Genomic DNA, 20,886 nt, shown 5'->3' on the forward strand with positions numbered 1-20,886 from the left:
CAGCCCACAACCACAACATACCAGACGTAGTATCTTTATGCTACAACCAACTCGGCCGGAACCAAACATCACAGATGTCCTCTATCACGGTCGCCCCTATCGTGGTTGAAAATCTACATCGTGCTCACAGGCATAAGCCAGCAACCGGCCCCGGACACTATCTTGAGGCGCGTCACATAGTTGCTCAACAAAAGTACCAAGAGCGCCGTGGTTGACGGAACGTATCATCATCTTAACTGGCCCCACCGATGCCGGCGTCATGGAGATATTCCTAAACCCAAGGCCGATAAGCGCCATAGCCTCCAGAGGGTAGCCTGCAATTTCACCACATAAAGAAAGCGGAACATTATATTGGCGACAGGACAGAACAATTTGACGCAACATGCGCAACACGGCAGGATTAAGTGGATCATATCGGTTTGATACTTTGATGTTACCACGGTCGCTGGCAAACAAAAATTGCAATAGATCATTACTGCCAACGGAAACAAAATCTACAAGGGGCAACAATGTGTCTAACTGCCAAACCAACGCCGGCACTTCTAGCATGACTCCCACGCGAATCTCATCCGGACCCTGACGGCCAAACCGGACCATACGCTCTTGCTCCACATTTACCAACGCCCGCGCGCGTTTGAACTCTTCAACAGTGGAAATCATAGGAAACATAAGCCGCAACTTATGCCCCCGCGAAGCCATCAACAAAGCGCGTAATTGATAGCGCAACAAAGCCGGACGATCCAACGCCATACGAATAGCCCGCCAGCCCATCATGGGATTTTCTTCCTGAACGGCTTCCATATAGGGCAGAATTTTATCGCCCCCCGCATCAAGAGTCCTGAACACCACCGGCCGTGTTCCGGCAACCCCCAACACCTGCCTATAAAGATCTGCCTGAGATTTAAGACGTGGTAAGGTAGACGCTATCATGAACTGAAGCTCCGTGCGAAATAAACCAATACCCCCCGCACCGGATGCCTCCAAAAGAGGTAACTCAACAAGTAAGCCTGCGTTAATATTGACGTCTATGTCCACACCATCCAGGGTGATGGCAGGTTTATGACGATGTGCGCGATACCGCGCCTGACGGCTAGCCTGTAGCCGCACTTTATCTGCATAGGCAGCTATAATATTTTGATCCGGGTGAATATAAACTTCACCCGCGTCACCATCCACAATGATGGCCGACCCAGATTCGGTCATGAGCAGAATATCTTTGGAGCGCCCGACAATAGGAATACCCAACGCGCGCGCTACAATGGTGACATGAGCACCCCGTGCGCCCTCTTCCAACACCAATCCACGCAACCGCTCGCGGTTATAACTCAACAATTCTCCCGGCCCCATATTGCGAGCGATGACGATAGCATCTTCCGGTAATTCCTCCTCGCTGGCCGTGATGGGTAAGCCACTCAAATGACGCAACAACCGATTTGCTAAATCCTCCAAATCATGAAGCCGCTCCCGTAAATAGGGATCCGTTTGACGCCGAAATCGCGCCCTGATATCGCCCCGAACCCGCTCTACAGCAGCTTCCGCCGTCAATCCCGTACGCACCGCCTCCCGCAACCGGTTGCGCCAGCCACGATCATGAGCAAACATGCGATACGCCTCCAGAATATCCCGATGCTGACCTGCATGAGATAAATCCTCCATGGCCAACATGCGATCCGTAAAGCCCTGCAAGTCGTTAATGGCATCCTCAAGGCGCTTAAGCTCAACATCCGTATCTTCCGCAATAAGAGCATCAACCAACACGCGAGGCTCATGCAACACCACATGACCAAGAGCTACACCACCAGCAAAAGATACCCCCCTAATATGCTCCGTATGCGCTTGAGCATCCCGACCCGATAACCCAACCTCTTCAACTAAATGGCTGGCTACTACCAATTCTGCAAGCACCATGGAGATGGTTTGCAAATCCTCCAACATCTCCTCACTATAAATGCGCTCCTCACGGTTTTGCACCACCAGGACCCCAATTACCCGCGCCGCCCGCAATATGGGAACCCCCATCAAGGATTTATATTTCTCTTCTCCACTTTCAGGCTGATAAGTAAATTTAGGATTGCTCTGCGCCTCGGCCAGATTTAACGGGCGTGCATGAAGAGCAATATCCCCAACAAGCCCCTCGCCAAACGCCAGAGTAATCTTATCTACTACGCCGGGCTTAAGCCCACAGGTAGCTCTTAGAACAAGATTCTCCGGCTCCCCAACAAGATAAATGGAGCATACATCCACCCCTATGTGGGCGGTAATTAACTGGGCGGTCTGATCAATACGCGCGCGCCCCGTTTCATCACCTGCCATAATACTGCGCAACCGACGCAATAAATCTCGCGTGCTTACAATCGTAGATTGCATAGCGTGCGCAGAATCGCGAAGAGAAGAAACCATAACAACGCTCTTTCGATCCTAAGCTCCGTCAAGCCCATACGCCGTATGTAGCGCCCTCACAGCAAGCTCGGTATATTGCTCCTCAATAAGAACACTAATCTTTATTTCAGAGGTAGAAATAACCTGAATATTGATACCTTTGTCCGCCAATGCCCGAAACATCCGCAAGGCAGAACCCGCATGACTGCGCATACCAACCCCTACCACTGAAACCTTAGCAACATCTTCAGCGCTGATTATTTTCCGATAGCCAAGAGCATCCCGACAGTTCTCCATAATCTTCAATGCTTCCGGCAAATCATTGCGAGACACGGTGAAGGTTACATCGGTTTGCTCACCATTCTCCGAAACATTCTGAACAATCATATCCACATTGATACCGACGTCAGCGAGAGGATCAAAAATATCCGCCGCCACCCCCGGCTTGTCTGCTACCTGCACAAGGGTAATTTTTGCCTCATCATGCGCATACGTAATACCGCTTACAATTTCTTGTTCCATAATTTTATCCTCACCGCATACTAAAGTACCGCTAAATGGAGAATCCCCTTCTTCGGGAGACGCAAAGCTAGAACGCACACAAAGTTTGATATCATGCGCCATGGCCAATTCAACCGACCGCGTTTGCAGGACTTTGGCTCCCAGAGAGGCCATTTCCAGCATTTCTTCATACGTAACTCTATCAATCTTGCGGGCCGATACAACCATACGAGGGTCAGCCGTGTATACACCTTCAACATCGGTATAGATATCGCATCGGTCTGCGCCCAATGCGACCGCCAGCGCCACAGCGCTGGTATCAGACCCGCCGCGACCCAATGTAGTAATACGATTATCGGGCCCCACCCCCTGAAAGCCCGCTACAACCGGCACTTGTTTTTGTGCGAGTCTCTCATTGAGGTGCGTTATATCAATATTTTCAATTCGAGCCGCCCCATGAACGCCACTTGTTATGATCGGTACCTGCCAACCAAGCCATGAGCGTGCCGCAATGCTATTGTTCTGCAATATCATTACTAGCAGACCGGAGGTTACTTGTTCTCCGGTAGACACAACCGCATCATATTCGCGGGCGTCATGAATTGTAGCCGCCTCGCGGGTCCAGTTGATGAGTTGATTGGTCACCCCCGCCATAGCCGAGACGACCACCGTTACTTCATGTCCGGCTTCAACCTCTCGGCCAACATGAGCTGCCGCATGACGCAACCGCTCCATATCCGCAAGCGACGTACCGCCGAACTTTAGAACCAGTCTGGCCACAATTTATCTTTACCTCCTGACAGGCCGAAATCCCTGACAGAAACTGATTTCCGGCAGAGGCTAAAACAATCTTACTACTTAAAAAGTGAGGGGGGTTGGCTTTGTTGCACAACTCTTGATACGCTTAATGGATACACTGAAATCTTGCTTCAGGCAAGAGAGCCTCTAGATTTACCCTGTATTTATGGAAAAACCCCCTCTTTCTCGTTTAACCATGACCACCTCTCCACCCAACCCCAGCACCATTGATAAAACGGAAATTGCCCGTTTTGCAGCTATGGCGGATACGTGGTGGAATCCGAAGGGTAAGTTTCGGCCTCTTCATATTTTTAATCCTGTGCGTCTTAATTTTATTCGGAAGCAGGTATGTGCTCATTTTGGGTGTGATGAGACAAGCCTTCGTCCTTTCGAGGGCTTGTCGTTTTTGGATATTGGTTGCGGGGGTGGTCTGGTGAGTGAACCCATGACGCGTCTTGGTGGACGGGTTACGGGGGTGGATGCCGGAGAATCTACCGTCATGACGGCAAAGCATCACGCAACCTCTCAAGGGCTAGAGATTGACTATCAAGCAACAACGGCTGAAGAGTTGGCATCCTCCGGTGTTTCCTTTGATGTGGTGTTGAATATGGAGGTGGTAGAACACGTAGCTGATGTGCCTTTGTTTATAGACTCATGCGCAGATTTAACAGCCCCCGGCGGCTTGATGATTGTCGCAACCCTTAATCGCACTTTGAAGTCTTTTGCATTGGCGATTGTTGGCGCGGAATATATTCTAAGGTGGTTGCCACGTGGAACCCATCAGTGGGCTAAATTTATCAAGCCTTCCGAACTATGCACCATGCTAGAAAAAACCGGTATGGATATAACTCACATCGGTGGCGTGGTGTATAACCCCCTCACAGACCAGTGGTCTGAGTCTAATGATACGGACGTTAACTACATGATGGTAGCCACTCGCCACGTTGCTTCCTGACTACAGCTTTTTGAATATCAAGGAGCGCTGATAGGTCGATCGTGGCGGAGAGAGGGAATACGCGTTCGCGCTTTGATTACCTCTTCAGGGTCAATGCGGGCGGTTATCACACACGGTGCCTGGACTCCATTCTCGTCTTCCGCCTCCGCTATAATGTCGCCCCATGGCCCTACAATCAAACTATGACCATAGGTGCGTCGTCCATCTTCATGGAGACCCGCTTGGGCGGGCGCAAAGACATAACAACCCGTTTCAATCGCCCGCGCCCGCAATAAAATATGCCAGTGGACTTTTCCTGTCTCTTCAGTAAAAGCCGATGGAACGCTTAAAAAATCCGCACCTGCCTGAGCCAACATGCGATAAAGGCCGGGGAAGCGCACATCATAACAAACCGTCATCCCTACCCGCCCCCAAGGCAAGGCAGAAATAACAGCCTTATCGCCCGCATCATAAGAGTTGGATTCACGATAAACACCACTGTTCTCCAAATTAACGTCAAACATGTGGATTTTGTCATAACGAGCTGCAATGTCGCCCTCCGGGGTTACCAGAAAAGAACGATTACAAGCACGGCCCGCCTCGTTTTTAATTGCCAACGACCCCACCAAAAGCCATACACCATGATGACGCGCCCGCTCCCGAAAAACCTCCAATGACCGACTTGCCTCTTCAGGAGCCAGCGCCACATACAGCGCATCTCTGTCACGCTCCATCAACGCAGTCATCTCCGGTGTCATGATAAAATTCGCCCCTTGTAAGGCGGCTTCGTCAACTAAATGACAGCAGATCTCTATATTGGCATCTTCATTACGTCCACTACAGAGTTGAACGCAAGCCGCCGTAAATCCGACACCACCCTCTAAAGAACTTGCCATTATCTCTCTATCCCCAAAATAGCATCCAGTTTCCGTTCTTCATCAAGACGGTGAAGGGCATCACTATCCCCAACATAAACACCATCAACAAAAACCTGCGGCACCGTATGACGACCACCAGCGCGATGCATCATCTCTTCTCGCAAAGCGGGGTCACTGTTCACATCTATATTCCGAAATGATACACCCTTGCTCTCCAAAAGCATGCGCACTCGCACACAAAACGGACACCATGGTGTTGTGTAAATCTCAACATCAGCCATGTCATTACTCATTATTATCTTGCTATCTTATAACGTATCTATCAGCGCCTGTCATACTGGTATGCTCTTAAATGCGGGGCTATCCCTCCCCTCGCGCAACCCGCGCCAGAGTGAGAACATCCACCCGACCTGCTCCGGCGCGCTGTAGAGCACGCGTAGCTGATGCAAGAGTAGCCCCGGACGTCAAAACATCATCCACCAACACAAAAGCGGAACCCTTAATGCGCGCCTCCGCCCCCAATGAAGGCGCAAACGCTCCCACCATATTGCGATGACGAGCCGCCACCGATAACCCTATCTGACTGCGGGTCGGGCGTATCCTCTCCAGCATATCCACCGCTAACTCAACACCACTTTCACGGCTTATCACCCGAGCAAGTTCTACCGCCTGATTAAACCCTCTCTGACGCAAACGCCTAACATAAAGCGGTACTGGAACGATATAATCAGCATCCGACAAGAGGTCATGGCCTGCGCGTGCCATCCAACGCCCAAACGCACGAACACATTCATGGCGGCCACTATACTTAAACCGTCCGACAAGCCGTTGAACCAGAGGGGTATACACCATAACGGAGCGAGCCTGTCTCCATGGCGGTGGATGGGCAAGGGCTGAAGGATCTACCGCACCCACCCCATGGTTATGGGCGAACGGCAACCCTGTAACAGCGCACAAGGGCTCATCAATAAAGCGTATCTCCTGCCAGCACGACCCACACAAAGATCCCTGAACCGTCAACTGGGCACGGCATCCCGGACACAAGGGCGGTAACAGAACATTCACTACAGATTGCATCCATAGTGTAAACCTCCCGCTTTTTTTGCCGCTTTCAAGCGCCCATGCCATCTATGCCCACCCCTGCGTCTTAACACTTAAGTACCATCATGCCATAGTACGCTCATGGGTGCATTGTCTTCTACAATTGGTACTCCGGTTATTTTTGACCGAATTCTCGCCCGACATCATCGAGCGCGGGCAGCAAAAGAACTGGAAAAATACAATTTTCTAGAGCGACGCGCCGTCCATGATTTGTCCGAACGTATTCAAGCCACCAATCGCCACTTCACTACAGCTTTACAATGGGGCGGTACGCTCTGCTCACTTGATGCAACACCGGCGACCTTAAAAATAAAACATCTCATCCATGCCGACAGTGCTGAGGCCTTGCTGAAAGACCGACCTCTCGCGTTCACAGGTGATGAAGAACATTTGCCCATAGGGGATAATGGTTTTGACCTCATCGTAAGCGTTTTATCCCTGCACAAAGTAAACGACGTCCCCGGGACGCTTATTCAAATCAACCGAGCCTTACGTCCTGATGGTTTGTTTTTAGCCGCCCTGCTTGGTGGCAACACTCTTGATGAGTTACGACACTCCCTAACGGCAGCAGAGGCAGAAATCACCGGTGGTGCCAGCCCCCGCATAAGCCCGTTTGCCGATGTGCGGGATATGGGGTCTCTTTTGCAGCGCACAGGTTTTTCCTTACCAGTGGTGGATGTGGACCATCTTACCGCCCACTATGACACTATGACGTCCCTCATGAAAGATTTGCGCGGCATGGGAGAAGCCAACAGCCTCACAAGCCGTCGCCGTGTACCCACACGCCGCACCGTACTAACCCGCGCGGATGATATTTACCGTGATTATTTTGGGCTGCCCGATGGGCGGCTACCGGCCCAGTTTGACATATTATATCTTACCGGCTGGTCGCCCCATGAAAGCCAACCCCGCCCCCTTAAACCCGGGAGTGCACGTCTCTCTCTTACTCAGGTGCTACCGGACAACACTCCTTCAGATAGATAGTCTGTTCAGTAATCGCTCTACGATAGAAGTATTTGCAGGCAACATATCCCAATCTGATAGATTTTCCTGTGCAACCCACGACAAATCTTGCCCCTCCATAGGCTGAACCACACCAGACCACTGCCGACATACATAAACCAGCATAAGAAGATGAAAATCACCATAATCATAGCTGACAAACGTCAGGGCTTCCAGAAAAGACGGGTCAATGTTTATGCCGAGCTCTTCATGGAGTTCACGGACGATCGCCTGCTCCGGCGTTTCTTCCGTATCAATTTTGCCGCCTGGCAGCTCATACAGGCCCGCAAAAGACCTCCCCGCCGGGCGCTGGGCCAACAACACCCGCCCTTGCTCATCAATTAAGGCGCATGCCACAACAAGTAGTACTCTCATAGGCCGGATTTCATCTCAAGAACGATAATCAGCGTTAATAGAAATGTAGTCATGAGTTAAATCACACGTCCAGACAGTAGCCTCGCCCTTGCCCACACCAGCATCTACATGAATATCAATCTCTGCCTTCTTCATGTGCCGGGCGACAGGAGCCTCTTTGTACCGGCTTACTCTCTGACCGCGCCGGGCAATCGTAATGCCACCGATAGAAATCACTATGCGCTCCTGCCGCAAAGGCTCTCCCGCCTTGCCCGCTGCCATAACAATACGACCCCAATTTGCATCCTCCCCCGCTATCGCCGTCTTAACCAATGGTGAATTAGCAATGGAAAAGGCGATCCGCCGGGCAGAAACTTCAGAACGTGCACCGCTTACCTTCACCGTAATAAACTTACGCGCCCCCTCACCATCCCGCACGACCTGCTGCGCTAAATCCTGCATCAATGACTCCAACGCTTCCCTAAAACTGCGCAAGCGTGGGTCTGATGCACGGGTCGGCAGGGGCTTTGCAGAGCGCACCGCACCGGTAGCACACAACAACACACTATCGTTGGTTGAGGTATCGCTATCTACCGTTATGGCATTAAAACTATCTTTCACAGCCTTTTTAAGAAGACTCCGCAACACTGAGGCAGACAGGGCGGCATCTGTAAAAACAAAACCAAGCACTGTCGCCATGTCAGGCGCTATCATGCCCGAACCTTTGGTGATGCCATTAAGAATAACCGTCTGCCCATCTATTTCAGCCCGACGGGTAGCCCCCTTGGGATATGTATCCGTAGTCATAATGGCACGAGACGCCTGCTCCCACGCCACCGCCTCTGGTCTCTTCCAAGCCTGTTTCATAGCTGCAACAAGCGGCGCTACCTCCAGTGTTTCCCCAATCACGCCAGTAGACGCGACCAATGCTTCATCAGCCCTACCCCCCACAAGACTTGCCGCCACTGCAGCCATTTTCTCAACACAATCCCTGCCGGAGGCACCTGTAAAAGCATTAGCATTGCCTGCGTTCACCACCAACGCACGCGCCCGTCCTCTTGCTACAACCTGACGACACCATGAAACCGGAGCCGCCACCGTTGCCGATTTAGTAAAAACGCCCGCTATTTTCGTCTCAGGTTCCAGAGATATAAGCAGAAGAGTATCATCACGCTTCTTCTTGCTCCCAGAAACCTGCGCTGTGCCTATCATCACTCCGGACACCGCAGGCATAGAAGGAAACCGCCGCGGAGCCAAAGGGGAAACAGAACGGTTAGATTTGGTACTCATAGAAAACTCCTCCGAGACGGAATACCCCCAACGCGCCACGCAGGCAGGCCCGGCAAGACGTTAAAGGGTTTTGTGTAAAATACGGTAAATTTACGCAATAAGTGTTGACACTTCGTCCCTCTGATTTGGCCGCCTCAGGGGATCGGGGGCTTCTGGTTGGGAGCCACCTAGTTGGGGGCGTTGGGTAGACCGTGATGGGGGATGGGCTGTGGTTGGGAGGCTCCCGGTTGGTGCACCGGGGTGGGGGGTGTCCCGGACTGAGGGGATCTGTGGTTGGGGGGCAGCCGATTAGCCGCCTCCCTGACCAACGCCTGCCAGACCGGGAAGGGTTACCTCATATTTGTCCCGCAATTCTTCAAGCCGCTGAGTCCCCTTTTCGCGCGCGATAACCTGTTTCACCTGCGCCTTTACAGCATCATACGCAGGAGGGCTCGACAGGCGTTCACCATCCATCTTGATGATGTGCCACCCAAAACCCGTCTCTACCGGCTCAGATATTTCACCAATATCCAGAGCAAAAGCGGCCTCGGCAAAAGCAGGGTCAACCGATTCTCTGGAAATCCATCCGATGCGTCCCCCGTTGGTACCCGCATCATCAATCGATCTTTCTTCTGCCACTATGGTAAAGGACTCGCCTGAACGAACATCCGCCAACGCCGTTTGCGCATCGGCCTTTGATGACAACAGAATATGCTGGACGCTCACTTCCTCCTGAGGTTCAAAATTCTTAATTTCCGCATCGTACCGGGAACGAACTTCATCTTCACCGATTTCATCCGCTACCTTGCGCTCCAGATACAGGTCATACAAAACGCGCTCCTTGTAATATCCCATCCGCCGGTCAAAATCCGGATCGGACTCGAGACCGCCTCCGGTTGCCTCCATAGAAACAATCCGGCGGCTAACGAGATAATCGATAACGGCCCCCAACCGCGCCTGCGGTTGAAGATTAACCAGCACCGGCCCCAATTCCTCCTGCGCCAACCTGATATCCATATCGGTGACGACACTATCACCAACGGTGGCGATAGTTCTTTCACCCGCCGGTGCGCTCTGTGCCCGAACGGGCGTTATCCCGCCAACGAGCCCGCCAACAAGCATCGTCACCACCAACAAGCCGGCGCAACGTGAAACCGTGCCACGCCATGCAAAAAGCAAGGGGGCAAAAAATGAAAATGTCATCCTTGAACCTCAAATATCAAAAAAACCTCCGCCATTATGGCTACGGAGAACCAAAAAACAAGAGAAAATCACCACAACCCGCCAGAAACACACAGAGACCAAAAGAGGCCACAAGAGGCCACCGGAAACTTTTGTGCATACCCGTTCACGAAACCCTGTGAGCCATACCTCATCCGTCCTGCTTTCCGTTCCCCCTGCCTCCGGCCTTCATCAACCTGCATCGACTTGCATTCACCCGCTACTACCATAATATAGGTATATGGGAACACTGCTTTGGTTTCTTTCAGGGTGCGGGCTTATACCCATATGCCAGCGCTTATATACCAGAAATAAATATCAGGAATTAACACCATGGCCTTGCTGGACGATTTCGTCAGGCGATTTTTCTCCGCCTCGCCCGAGCGCAAGGTAAAGTCCTATCTGGCCCGTGTGGACCGTATCAACGCTCTGGAGGACGAGTATCAGGCCCTTGACGATGCGGCCCTGACCGCCAGGACCGGTGACTTCAAACAACGATTAGCCGAAGGCGCGTCCCCGGACGACATACTGCCGGAGGCTTTTGCTACGGTACGCGAGGCCGCAAGGCGCACTCTGGGTCAACGTCATTATGACGTGCAGCTCATCGGCGGCATGGCGCTCCACGAAGGCCGGATTGCCGAGATGAAAACCGGCGAAGGTAAAACTCTGGCATCCACTCTGCCGGTTTATCTAAACGCGCTGACAGGACTGGGTGTTCATGTGGTGACGGTGAATGATTATCTGGCACAGCGCGATGCCGAATGGATGGGCCAGATCTACCGGTTTTTAGGTCTTGAGGTCAGATGCATTCTTCATGAGATGAGCGATGAAGAACGCCGCGCCGCCTATCATGCCGATATTACCTACGGCACCAACAATGAATTAGGTTTTGATTATTTACGCGACAATATGAAATATCAAATCGACGATATGGTGCAGCGTGACCATGTATTTGCCATTGTTGACGAGGTGGACAGTATCCTGATTGATGAAGCGAGAACACCTCTTATCATCTCCGGTCCGGTGGAAGGTCAACAGGACCTTTATACAAAAACAGACATGATTATTCCGGATTTAACGCCGGACGATTATGAGCTGGACGAAAAAAACCGCACCGTCTCCCTGACGGAACAGGGAACGGAACATGCCGAGCAACTCCTTACCGATACGGGCCTCATAGAAGGAGAGTCGCTCTATGACGTAGAGAATGTCTCTGTCGTTCATCATCTTAATCAGGCGCTTCGTGCCCATACCCTGTTTCAGAAGGATAAGGATTACATCGTCAAGGGTGACCGGGTGGTCATTATCGATGAATTCACCGGACGCATGATGGAAGGCCGCCGGTATGGCGATGGCCTGCACCAGGCGCTGGAAGCCAAAGAAAAGGCAGAGATACAACCCGAAAACCAGACGCTGGCCTCTATTACCTTCCAGAACTACTTCCGGCTCTATAACAAGCTCGCAGGCATGACCGGTACGGCGGCAACCGAGGCGGAAGAGTTCATGGATATTTACGGTCTGGACGTCGTAGAAATTCCCACCAATGTTAACGTCCAACGCGACGATCAGGATGATGAGATTTACCGGACCGCCAAGGAAAAATATGACGCCATTCTGGAACTCATCAGGGATTGCCATACGCGCAAGCAACCTATTCTGGTGGGCACTACCAGTATTGAAAAATCCGAATATCTTGCCGACATGCTCAAGAAAGCAAAAATCCGTCATACCGTCCTCAATGCCCGTTACCATGAACAGGAAGCCCATATCATCGCCCGGGCCGGTATGCCCGGTGCCGTTACCATCGCTACCAACATGGCCGGCCGCGGCACGGATATTCAACTGGGCGGCAATCCCGACATGCGTATCGAAGATGAAACCCAAAATGCCGCCCCCGAAAAGCATGACGCGATTATTAAAAGCATACAAACGGATACGGGCCGGCAACGCGAACAGGCCATGGAACAAGGCGGGCTTTTTGTTCTGGGCACCGAGCGTCATGAAAGCCGCCGCATAGACAATCAGCTCAGAGGCCGCTCGGGACGTCAGGGCGACCCCGGCACGTCACGTTTTTTCCTCAGCCTTGACGATGATCTGATGCGTATCTTCGGCTCCGACCGTCTGGACGGCATGCTTCAAAAACTGGGCCTTAAAGACGGCGAGGCCGTTGTTCATCCGTGGATTAACAAGGCACTGGAGCGGGCACAGAAAAAAGTTGAAGCCCGCAACTTCGACATCCGCAAGAACCTGCTCAAATATGACAATGTGATGAACGATCAACGCCGTGCCATCTTTGACCAGCGCCTTTCCATGATGCGCACTGATGATATCAGCGATACCATTGTTGATATGCGTCACGAACTGGTAAGCGATATGGTGGATGGGCATGTTCCCGAAAAGGCCATGTCGGAGCAATGGGACATGGATGGCCTTGAGCAGTCCATTATTGATTATTTTGATACGCTGCTTCCGGTGCGCGCCTGGGGTCAGGAAGAAGGTATTGCCGGAGAAGAAATCAAAGAACGTCTGACTGAGGCTACGGATAATCTCATGGCGGCCCGCGTGGCTCAAATCGGTGCACCGACCATGCGTCAGGTTGAAAAAGCCGTGCTACTGCAAACTCTGGACCATCACTGGCGGAACCATCTCAGTGCCCTGGACCATCTGCGACAAGTCGTCGGGTTGCGGGGCTATGGTCAGCGTGATCCTCTCAATGAATATAAAACGGAGGCTTTTAGTCTGTTTGAAGGGCTGCTTTCCCGGCTGAGAAGCGATGTCACACGTCAGCTGGCGCGGATAAAAATTTCAGCGCAGACACCGCCTCCCCAACTGGAAGACACGCCGCTTCCGGCAATGGAAGCCCACCACATTAATCCTCTCACGGGACGCGATGAAATGTCAGACAGCACGCCGGACGTACGTTCCATGCCGCCACCGGGTGTTCCAAACGCCGGCGCAATGCCGCAATCTGCGCCACAATCCGGTGCTCCAAACGCCGGAGGCGCCGCCGCACCCCCTAATGAGCCGGCCCGCTCTACCAAAGTTCCCCGCAATGCCCCCTGCCCCTGCGGGTCGGGCAAAAAGTACAAACACTGTCACGGTAAAATTGCCTGACGCCCAAGACTAAAACACCCTTGATGTTTTTAGGGGCTTATATATAAAAAGTGCCCAAAATAATTTCCCGCCAAAGTCATCCCTGCCCTCATTCCGGCCTGACCCGTACTATTTCGACGGAAGAAATCTTTTTATATCAGATAGATATATAAGGATGTTGCGATAAGGGTATTGTTGTGCCACTATTCAAACATGCTGGAAATCGCAAAATCAGATGTCCTGAGGAGCCTGAGGCGGGACAATCCATGGTGGAGCGCAGAATATGAACCACCGGCTGCCGGAGCGCAAATATACCGGGCGTATTTTTCGCGCTTTACTGAGCGGGCCCTCGATTGGGGCATAAAGCGTTCAACTATTCTCATGGGGCCGAGACGGGTCGGCAAGACCGTTATGCTTCGCCAAATGGTTGAAAACGCAATCAGAGAAGGTTTTGATGGCCGGAAGATCCTCTACGTATCCATAGACACGCCGCTTTATAGCGGCATGCCGCTCAGTCGCTTGCTTGAACTGTTTGAAGAAGAGACATCCCACAATCCGGAAGAGCAGCGCATTGTTATTTTCGACGAGATTCAATATCTCAGGGACTGGGAGGTTCACCTGAAGGTGCTAACGGACCGGTATCCGAACACACGGTTTGTGGGGTCCGGTTCGGCAGCCGCGGCACTTAAATTGAAGAGTCAGGATTCAGGAGCGGGGCGATTTACGGACTTTTTCCTGCCACCGCTGACCTTCTCAGAGTTTCTGGCCTTTCGGGAATTGGAAGATGATTTGATTGATACCCATTGGACGGGAAAATCAGTTGATTATATAACCTCCGATATTGAGCGTCTCAATAAAGAATTCATCCACTATCTGAACTTCGGGGGATATCCTGAGACAGTGCTCAACAAGAACATTCAGACTGATGTCCGGCAATTTGTGGGACGGGATGTCATAGACAAGGTGCTGCTACGCGATTTGCCAAGCCTGTATGGCATTCAGGACATTCAGGAGTTGAACCGGCTTTTTATGACACTGGCTTATCACACGGGTCAGGAGATTAGTCCGGACAGTCTGTCGCAAAACTCCGGCGTCGACAAGAAGACGATCTCCAAATATCTGGATTATCTTGAGGCTGCGTTTCTAATCGTCAGGGTCAGACGGGTTAACGAAACGGGAAAAACTTTTGCGCGGATGCGTAATTTCAAGGCCTACCTGACCAACCCTTCCATGCGCACGGCACTCTTCGCTCCGATTGAAGACGGGGATAAGCATATAGGCGCGCTTGCAGAGACGGCAATCTTCTCGCAGTGGGTTCATTCGGAAGAGGTGAATGATATCTTCTATGCGAGATGGAAGAAGGGACGTTCAACTCAGGAGGTTGATTTAGTCCACGTTGAACCGGCCACATTGAAACCGACCTGGGCCACCGAGATCAAATGGTCAGACCGCTACGCTACCGATAAATCCGGCGAACTGAAAGGCCTGTCGGAACTGGCAAAGCGCCATGCCGGTTTTCTGCTCTCAGTCAACGCAACGTCCAAGACAATGTCATGCGAGACCACGGTAGATGGTATTACGATTGAACACACCCCGTGCGCCCTCTACTGCTATACGGTCGGTAAGATCATCGCTGAGTGGGGAAGACACTAATGCGACGATTGGAGAGAAAGCCGGAGGTGCCGCCGGCCCCCCTAATGAGCCTGCCCGCTCCACCAAAGTTCCCCGCAATGCCCCCTGCCCCTGCGGGTCGGGCAAAAAGTACAAACACTGTCACGGCAAAATTGCCTGACGCCTGATGTCGGGTTTCATCAGGAATGATAAAAAATCAGGCTGGTTATAGTTTCCGGTATTAAAGAACCACGCCGGTTATCCGAATCAATAAAGACATCATCAGGGCGTCTTAAATCCGGAAATTTAGTAAAGAAATTTCTTATATTGCTCTTCCGTTTCCGCCTGTGGCTCAGGCTCACCGGTAAACCCGATCTGATCCTTCATCATCTGCCCCATGCTGGGGAGTTTATCGCGATCTATTTTGTGAGCATCCCCCCACAACTGCGACCGCATCAGCGCTTTGGCGCAATGGATATAGGCTTCGACAACTTCAATGCAGACTACCGTTCTGGGCAATTTGCCTTTTGTAATAAATCTTTCCCGCAATTCTTTTTCTACCGAGATTGTAGCCTTACCATTAATCCGGAGTGTTTCATTGACACCAGGGATTAAAAACAACAATCCTACGCCCGAGTTTTTCAAAATATTCTCAAAACTATCCAGCCTGTTATTTCCGGGCCAGTCCGGCAGTAATAGTAGCCGGTCACTTTCCACAGCAACAAAGCCAGGGGTACCACCGCGAGGTGTAGAGTCACAAAGTTCATCTTCGCCATAAGTAGCCATGACCATGAAAGGCGACATGCTAATAAATTTGCGCATATGACCATCCAGTTTTGACAACTGTTTCAGGTCTGCGCCTTCTACTAGCGGCGGATATAACGCCCGGAGTTCTTCAACTGATTTTATCGTATTCATTTGTGATCTCCTGTAAGGATCATTACCGCAGAAATATCTGGTCCGGAGTTTTCCGGCCACGCTTTATGTTTTCTTCGGAATCCTGTGGTACCAGTGTCAATTGTACACTTTTTTACACTTTCCAAAACAATTTGAGAGAGCGTAAATTTTACGCACCTAAAACAATAATTTATGGATCTGTGAGTAAAACTTAATTGTTTTGTAGACAGGTTAAGTGAAAATCAGACAAAATTAAAGATTACTTACAAGGAGGATTAATCATGAGCAAACCGAGTCCCTTTACCGTCGCCATATCCGATGAAACCTTATCGGGTATTTATGAGCGTGTTGCGTCTTACCGCTGGCATGAGATGCCGGACATCGAGGACGGGCAAGACCGCTGGGCCTACGGCACAGACATGACCTACCTGAAAGAGTTGTGTGCCTATTGGGTCAAAGACTATGACTGGCGGCGGGGAGAGGCTTTGCTCAACCGGTTTTCTCACTACCACGCACCGGTTGACGGGACGGACATTCATTACATTCTGGAGCCGGGGTCGGGTGATGATCCCCGCCCCTTAATTATTACACACGGCTGGCCGGGGTCGGTATTCGAGTTTGCCGGTGTGATTGAGCAACTGGCTCATCCGGAGCGCTTTGGCGGACGCGCGGAAGACGGGTTAACCGTGGTTGCTCCCTCGTTGCCGGGTTACGGTTTTTCGGCAAAGCCGCCGCGTCCCGTAGGCCCGCGCCACACGGCTCAACTATGGGACAAATTAATGAGAGAGGCGTTGGAGTTTGATCGCTATACCGCCCAGGGGGGAGATTGGGGGTCTATTGTCTCCAGCTGGCTGGGCTATGAACATGACCCCGAACATGGCGGGGGATGTGAGGCCATACACCTTAATATGTATAGCCTGCGGCCTCATGGCGTGAGCCCCGAAACTGACGAAGAACGCCAATGGGCGGAAAAAGCCGCCCTCACCCTTCAGATGGAAGGTGCTTATTTGCAGCTACAGATGACCAAGCCGCAAACTTTATCATACGGCATGATGGATAGTCCGGTCGGGGTAGCGGCATGGATTATTGAGAAGTTCAACACATGGAGCGATACGCGTGGAGACGATGGCAAATCTTTTATTGAAAACGCCTATTCAAAAGACGCGCTACTGGACAATATAATGGTGTATCTGGTGACGGAGACCTTCAACACGGCTACGTGGTTTTACCGGGGCATGATGGAGGAAGGTGGTGTTACCATGGCCGACGGTCAACGTGTGACAGTGCCTACGGGGGTTGCCTATTTCCCTTATGAGTTCATCACCTTTCCGCCCCGCCGCATGATGGAGGCCGGATATAACATTACCCGCTGGACGGAGTTTGACCGGGGCGGACATTTTGCCGCCATGGAAACCGGCTCCCTGTTTGCCGGGGACGTATTGGCCTTTGCGCGGGAGTTATCCTAACTCAAGTTATTTAGACGGGAGAAAGCCTTTTATATCAGATAGATAAATAAGAGCGTTACGATAAGATCAATGCTGTGATACTATTTCAACATGTTAGAAATCGCAAAATCAGATATCAAAAATATCCTGAGCGGCAATTACAAAACATCATTTACGTATTTTCACAACATTCATGAGAGGGTTTCCCTATGAAGAAAGTTATATTTACCGTAGCAATGCTTGTTGCGTCTACCCTGGCTATATCAACCGGTGCAATTGCCCAAACAGCTTCAGAAATGAAGAGAGGAAATATCAACCCATTTACACAATGCGGTATCGGTGGGGCAGTTTTCCCGAATGTACCCGTCGCTGCGGCTATCTCCAATGTTATCTGGGACATAGGTACAACGGCTTCTTCCTCCATGGTTTTCTCACCACAAACGTGTTATGGCAGAAGGCTAGAAGCGGCCGTGATTATCAATAAAACCTTACCTGAATTGGAAAAAGATATCGCCATGGGTGAGGGTGAATATTTGACAGCACTGACAAGCACCATCAATTGCGACGGCATGACATCTTATAAGTTCAATGCCAACTTGCGTGAAGCCTATTCTGATGTCACTCTGGACGTGACCTATGATAGTAAGTCTCATGTACAACGCGCCAGTGACATGTATGACACCGTCAGGCTAGTCACTTCCGAGTTTGAAGGTTGTAGTACCATTCTCTAATCAAGATGCAATGTAACCTTGTCAACACAAGGGTAAAAGGCCACCTGATATGTTTGGTGGCCTTTTTCTTTCTGTGCCTTACTGCCAGAGTAGCGGAGGCTTTTCCGCAAAGCGTGCACTTTGACAGATTAAACTCAGAGGCATCTGAGCATTGGCAGACGCTAAATTATTATCATCAAACGAGTGATGATCTCTATATTTCAGAAATTGTTAATAGTGAATTTTTTCTCTCCCCTGAAGGTGCGCACAACCCTCAGGCTGAGCTCGAAGCTTTCGTGCAACTACTTGAGCAGTCAAAGTATGATAAAACAGCCCGTCTGCGTCTGTGCGACTTCCCGGCCCGCATACGTTTTGTCAAAAAGCACCTTGTACCCCACGCCTCCTTCCCCCAGCCAAGTTGCGAAGAGTATCTAAGAAAAAACCGGCCCGATAAAATCACCTCCATTTCACTGGTCTATGCCAGCGGATATTATGACAATCCTGCTTCCTATTTTGGGCATGCGCTTATTAGGCTGAATTATGACAATCTGCCCATCAATCAGACATCTTTGGATTCAGGCATTAATTATGGTGCGAGCCTGCCCAATGACGTATCGATGATTGCCTATGTTGCCAAGGGTTTAACCGGGGGTTTTACGGGCAGTTATCAACGCAACAATCACTTTATCCACGGGCATCATTATACAAACAGGGAAATCCGGGACCTGTGGGAGTATCGGCTAAATCTTACCCCTGAAGAGCAACGTTTTGTAGTCGAGCATAGTTGGGAAATCCGCCACGCAAAGTTCCGCTATTATTTCTTTAATGATAATTGTGCACACCGCATAGCACGTATGATTAACATGGCAACCGGTAATCATCATTCAGACAACTCGCATGGATTCTGGATGATGCCGATGCAGGTGGTTAGAGGCACCATAAGCCGCAATAACATGGCAAGTAAAACGTTCATCGCAGAAGAAATATACCACCCCTCTTTGCGCAAGAGATTTACAGACCAATACGAATATTTACCATCTGATAAACAACATCAACTGATCAACTTTTTAGGCAGTTCTCAAACCGTAAGAGAAGAAAAAATAAACGCGCTAAACCCCGAACTACGACTTCTGGCGTTGGATTATCTAGATCTGCAAATTGCACGACAAACGATCAAAAGCAAAGACAAAGACAAGATGCACTCGCTACAAACTCAACGCTCCTTTCTGCTACGTTCCTTAATGACAGAACCCGCCGAACATGTTGTCAGAGACGCTTATGATACACGAACGCCTAACTCGCCACTTGATTCCAATGCCGTCTCTTCCTTACGCCTGACTGTCGGCATGCGGGATAGTGAAAGTTTTGCACGCCTCGGCTATCGTATTGCCAACAATGATTTTCTGACTGCTCCCAACCCCGGGCAGGAAGCCTCCACTTTCATTGTCGCCGATATGGAAACGGAGTTAAGTGATGACTCCATTGAATTCCACAAATTCACCTTGCTAGATTTGAAAAACATCAACACCAACCCGCTTCCCTTAAGCCTGACAGGCGAGTTCTCATGGAGTTTCAAAATAAACTATGCCGCACGTAACAACCTCTGCACAGACTGTAAACGCTTCAATCTGGAAGGGGGTATTGGCACCGCGACAAGACTCAACCAATATATGATGCTTTATGGCCTGACAGGTATCAACCTCCATAACCGCAGCAACGACAATGAAGAACCATTTTCCAGTTTCTCTGAACTGGGAGTGGTGCTTTATGTGAATGAGTATATCAGAGCGACTCTTACTTCCCATTATGAATATGACCCACTTGAAAACAGGGACTGGAAGTTATTCAAAGCCAACGCAAGCTATGACATACGCAAAAACAACGACATACGATTCAGTGTAGAAAGCGATCTACATAACACTACTGCGCTGGTCAGCATAGGGTATTATTTTGATTAGGGCCGGTTACAATATTATCCAGTACTATTTCACATAACTTACATTGCAACAAAAAATCCGGCACCGCATTACCCGCCGGACGGAGTTTGACCGGGGCGGACATTTTGCCGCCATGGAAACCGGCTCCCTGTTTGCCGGGGACGTATTGGCCTTTGCGCGGGAGTTATCCTAACGCGGACTATTTCGACGGAAGAAAGCCTTTTATATCAGATAGATGAATAAGAGCGCTACGATAAGATCAATGCTTTGATACTAATTCAACATGATCCCGACCTAACTGCCGGGAAACCGGATTATCCCAGGTCAGCACAGAAATGTGGGTGATCGGGGGAATGGTTAATAGTGAAGATAGAGGCTATTGTTAACAGGCGTGACTTATAGTATTCACGTGCCGGGGGTTCCCGAATCCCCTCACAAATCAGGTAAAACTCCTTCGCCGGATGTGGTTCGGTGTGTATTCCAGCCCCGGAACCCGGTGTGGTGTGGAGGGGAATTGAAAACAACCCCCCAAATCTGTATCATTTTCTGAAAAGCGGATGGCACAGACGATATGATTGTTGAAACTAAAGGAAAACAGAAAATGACATACCCCCGAATTTCTTTGATTATTGCCATCATAGCGCTGGTTATTTCAACTTTTTCCCTGTTAAGAACACCATCCGAAACAGGCATGACCGCCAGCGTTTCTCCGCCGCCGCTACTTGCCAACACAAGTGCTGAATTCAATACGGAAAT

At 50.6% G+C, this 20,886-nt stretch carries 18 protein-coding genes; 9 read left to right on the forward strand and 9 right to left on the reverse strand.

Annotated elements, in window-relative coordinates:
- Positions 1-96: 96 nt before the first annotated feature.
- On the reverse strand, positions 97-2,400 hold the full coding sequence (gene ptsP, locus V6Z81_04705; GenBank protein ID MEG9861788.1) for a phosphoenolpyruvate--protein phosphotransferase: 2,304 nt from the start codon (positions 2,398-2,400) through the stop codon (positions 97-99).
- Between the two features lie 18 nt (positions 2,401-2,418).
- The gene (locus tag V6Z81_04710) at positions 2,419-3,660 is read right to left on the reverse strand and encodes an aspartate kinase (protein MEG9861789.1); all 1,242 of its coding nucleotides are present in this window, start codon (positions 3,658-3,660) and stop codon (positions 2,419-2,421) included.
- A 184-nt stretch (positions 3,661-3,844) separates the two neighbouring features.
- Between V6Z81_04710 and ubiG the strand changes: the two genes are divergently transcribed.
- Positions 3,845-4,633: a bifunctional 2-polyprenyl-6-hydroxyphenol methylase/3-demethylubiquinol 3-O-methyltransferase UbiG gene (gene ubiG, locus V6Z81_04715; GenBank protein MEG9861790.1), complete on the forward strand. Its 789-nt coding sequence runs from the start codon at positions 3,845-3,847 to the stop codon at positions 4,631-4,633.
- 17 nt (positions 4,634-4,650) lie between these two features.
- Here ubiG and V6Z81_04720 read toward each other — a convergent pair whose 3' ends face one another.
- The 3 genes from V6Z81_04720 to V6Z81_04730 form a co-directional block, all read right to left on the reverse strand.
- Positions 4,651-5,508, reverse strand: a complete 858-nt coding sequence (locus V6Z81_04720; protein ID MEG9861791.1) for a carbon-nitrogen hydrolase family protein — start codon at positions 5,506-5,508, stop codon at positions 4,651-4,653.
- Positions 5,508-5,771, reverse strand: coding sequence for a glutaredoxin 3 (gene grxC / locus V6Z81_04725; protein MEG9861792.1), 264 nt, complete (start codon positions 5,769-5,771; stop codon positions 5,508-5,510). The genes V6Z81_04720 and grxC overlap by 1 nt, the downstream gene beginning before the upstream one ends.
- Before the next feature lie 79 nt (positions 5,772-5,850).
- Entirely contained in the window at positions 5,851-6,618 is a 768-nt protein-coding gene (locus tag V6Z81_04730) for a ComF family protein (protein MEG9861793.1), read from the reverse strand.
- Between the two features lie 54 nt (positions 6,619-6,672).
- On the opposite strand from V6Z81_04730, the gene V6Z81_04735 reads away from it, so the two are divergent.
- Positions 6,673-7,575, forward strand: coding sequence for a methyltransferase domain-containing protein (locus V6Z81_04735; protein ID MEG9861794.1), 903 nt, complete (start codon positions 6,673-6,675; stop codon positions 7,573-7,575).
- On the opposite strand, the gene mutT is transcribed toward V6Z81_04735, so the two are convergent.
- From mutT to V6Z81_04750, 3 genes are all read right to left on the reverse strand, one after another.
- Positions 7,564-7,968, reverse strand: coding sequence for an 8-oxo-dGTP diphosphatase MutT (gene mutT, locus V6Z81_04740; GenBank protein MEG9861795.1), 405 nt, complete (start codon positions 7,966-7,968; stop codon positions 7,564-7,566). The two genes, V6Z81_04735 and mutT, sit on opposite strands and share 12 nt — an antisense overlap.
- Positions 7,969-7,983: 15 nt before the next feature.
- Entirely contained in the window at positions 7,984-9,237 is a 1,254-nt protein-coding gene (argJ, locus tag V6Z81_04745; protein ID MEG9861796.1) for a bifunctional glutamate N-acetyltransferase/amino-acid acetyltransferase ArgJ, read from the reverse strand.
- Between the two features lie 288 nt (positions 9,238-9,525).
- On the reverse strand, positions 9,526-10,419 hold the full coding sequence (locus tag V6Z81_04750) for a peptidylprolyl isomerase (GenBank protein ID MEG9861797.1): 894 nt from the start codon (positions 10,417-10,419) through the stop codon (positions 9,526-9,528).
- Positions 10,420-10,770: 351 nt separating this feature from the next.
- Between V6Z81_04750 and secA the strand changes: the two genes are divergently transcribed.
- The 3 genes from secA (at position 10,771) to V6Z81_04765 (ending at position 15,322) form a co-directional block, all read left to right on the forward strand.
- Complete coding sequence (gene secA, locus V6Z81_04755; GenBank protein ID MEG9861798.1) at positions 10,771-13,551, forward strand: preprotein translocase subunit SecA; 2,781 nt, start codon at positions 10,771-10,773, stop codon at positions 13,549-13,551.
- 192 nt (positions 13,552-13,743) lie between these two features.
- A complete protein-coding gene (locus tag V6Z81_04760; GenBank protein ID MEG9861799.1) occupies positions 13,744-15,183 on the forward strand; it encodes an ATP-binding protein in 1,440 nt (479 codons plus the stop codon).
- Positions 15,101-15,322, forward strand: coding sequence for an SEC-C metal-binding domain-containing protein (locus tag V6Z81_04765; protein MEG9861800.1), 222 nt, complete (start codon positions 15,101-15,103; stop codon positions 15,320-15,322). Before V6Z81_04760 ends, V6Z81_04765 begins: the two co-directional genes overlap by 83 nt.
- Before the next feature lie 125 nt (positions 15,323-15,447).
- Here V6Z81_04765 and V6Z81_04770 read toward each other — a convergent pair whose 3' ends face one another.
- Complete coding sequence (locus tag V6Z81_04770; GenBank protein ID MEG9861801.1) at positions 15,448-16,059, reverse strand: pyridoxamine 5'-phosphate oxidase family protein; 612 nt, start codon at positions 16,057-16,059, stop codon at positions 15,448-15,450.
- Positions 16,060-16,319: 260 nt separating this feature from the next.
- Between V6Z81_04770 and V6Z81_04775 the strand changes: the two genes are divergently transcribed.
- From V6Z81_04775 to V6Z81_04790, 4 genes are all read left to right on the forward strand, one after another.
- Positions 16,320-17,504 carry an epoxide hydrolase family protein gene (locus V6Z81_04775; protein MEG9861802.1) on the forward strand — a complete coding sequence of 395 codons (1,185 nt, stop codon included), beginning with the start codon at positions 16,320-16,322 and terminating at the stop codon, positions 17,502-17,504.
- 188 nt (positions 17,505-17,692) lie between these two features.
- Complete coding sequence (locus V6Z81_04780) at positions 17,693-18,214, forward strand: DUF3015 family protein (protein MEG9861803.1); 522 nt, start codon at positions 17,693-17,695, stop codon at positions 18,212-18,214.
- Positions 18,215-18,270: 56 nt separating this feature from the next.
- On the forward strand, positions 18,271-20,151 hold the full coding sequence (locus V6Z81_04785; protein ID MEG9861804.1) for a DUF4105 domain-containing protein: 1,881 nt from the start codon (positions 18,271-18,273) through the stop codon (positions 20,149-20,151).
- 43 nt (positions 20,152-20,194) lie between these two features.
- Positions 20,195-20,323 (forward strand): hypothetical protein, encoded by a 129-nt coding sequence (locus tag V6Z81_04790; protein MEG9861805.1) that lies wholly within the window; start codon positions 20,195-20,197, stop codon positions 20,321-20,323.
- The last annotated feature ends 563 nt before the right edge of the window (positions 20,324-20,886 follow it).

This window comes from Parvularculales bacterium (assembly GCA_036881865.1).
GTDB lineage: Bacteria > Pseudomonadota > Alphaproteobacteria > JAPOUT01 > JBAJNM01 > JBAJNM01.

Coding starts and splice junctions, on each gene's coding strand:
- ptsP (MEG9861788.1), bottom strand. CDS start 2,400: ATGGTTTCTTCTCTTCGCGATTCTGCGCACGCTATGCAATCTACGATT.
- ubiG (MEG9861790.1), top strand. CDS start 3,845: ATGGAAAAACCCCCTCTTTCTCGTTTAACCATGACCACCTCTCCACCC.
- V6Z81_04720 (MEG9861791.1), bottom strand. CDS start 5,508: ATGGCAAGTTCTTTAGAGGGTGGTGTCGGATTTACGGCGGCTTGCGTT.
- grxC (MEG9861792.1), bottom strand. CDS start 5,771: ATGGCTGATGTTGAGATTTACACAACACCATGGTGTCCGTTTTGTGTG.
- V6Z81_04730 (MEG9861793.1), bottom strand. CDS start 6,618: ATGGCATGGGCGCTTGAAAGCGGCAAAAAAAGCGGGAGGTTTACACTA.
- V6Z81_04735 (MEG9861794.1), top strand. CDS start 6,673: ATGGGTGCATTGTCTTCTACAATTGGTACTCCGGTTATTTTTGACCGA.
- mutT (MEG9861795.1), bottom strand. CDS start 7,968: ATGAGAGTACTACTTGTTGTGGCATGCGCCTTAATTGATGAGCAAGGG.
- argJ (MEG9861796.1), bottom strand. CDS start 9,237: ATGAGTACCAAATCTAACCGTTCTGTTTCCCCTTTGGCTCCGCGGCGG.
- V6Z81_04750 (MEG9861797.1), bottom strand. CDS start 10,419: ATGACATTTTCATTTTTTGCCCCCTTGCTTTTTGCATGGCGTGGCACG.
- secA (MEG9861798.1), top strand. CDS start 10,771: ATGGCCTTGCTGGACGATTTCGTCAGGCGATTTTTCTCCGCCTCGCCC.
- V6Z81_04760 (MEG9861799.1), top strand. CDS start 13,744: ATGCTGGAAATCGCAAAATCAGATGTCCTGAGGAGCCTGAGGCGGGAC.
- V6Z81_04765 (MEG9861800.1), top strand. CDS start 15,101: ATGGTATTACGATTGAACACACCCCGTGCGCCCTCTACTGCTATACGG.
- V6Z81_04770 (MEG9861801.1), bottom strand. CDS start 16,059: ATGAATACGATAAAATCAGTTGAAGAACTCCGGGCGTTATATCCGCCG.
- V6Z81_04775 (MEG9861802.1), top strand. CDS start 16,320: ATGAGCAAACCGAGTCCCTTTACCGTCGCCATATCCGATGAAACCTTA.
- V6Z81_04780 (MEG9861803.1), top strand. CDS start 17,693: ATGAAGAAAGTTATATTTACCGTAGCAATGCTTGTTGCGTCTACCCTG.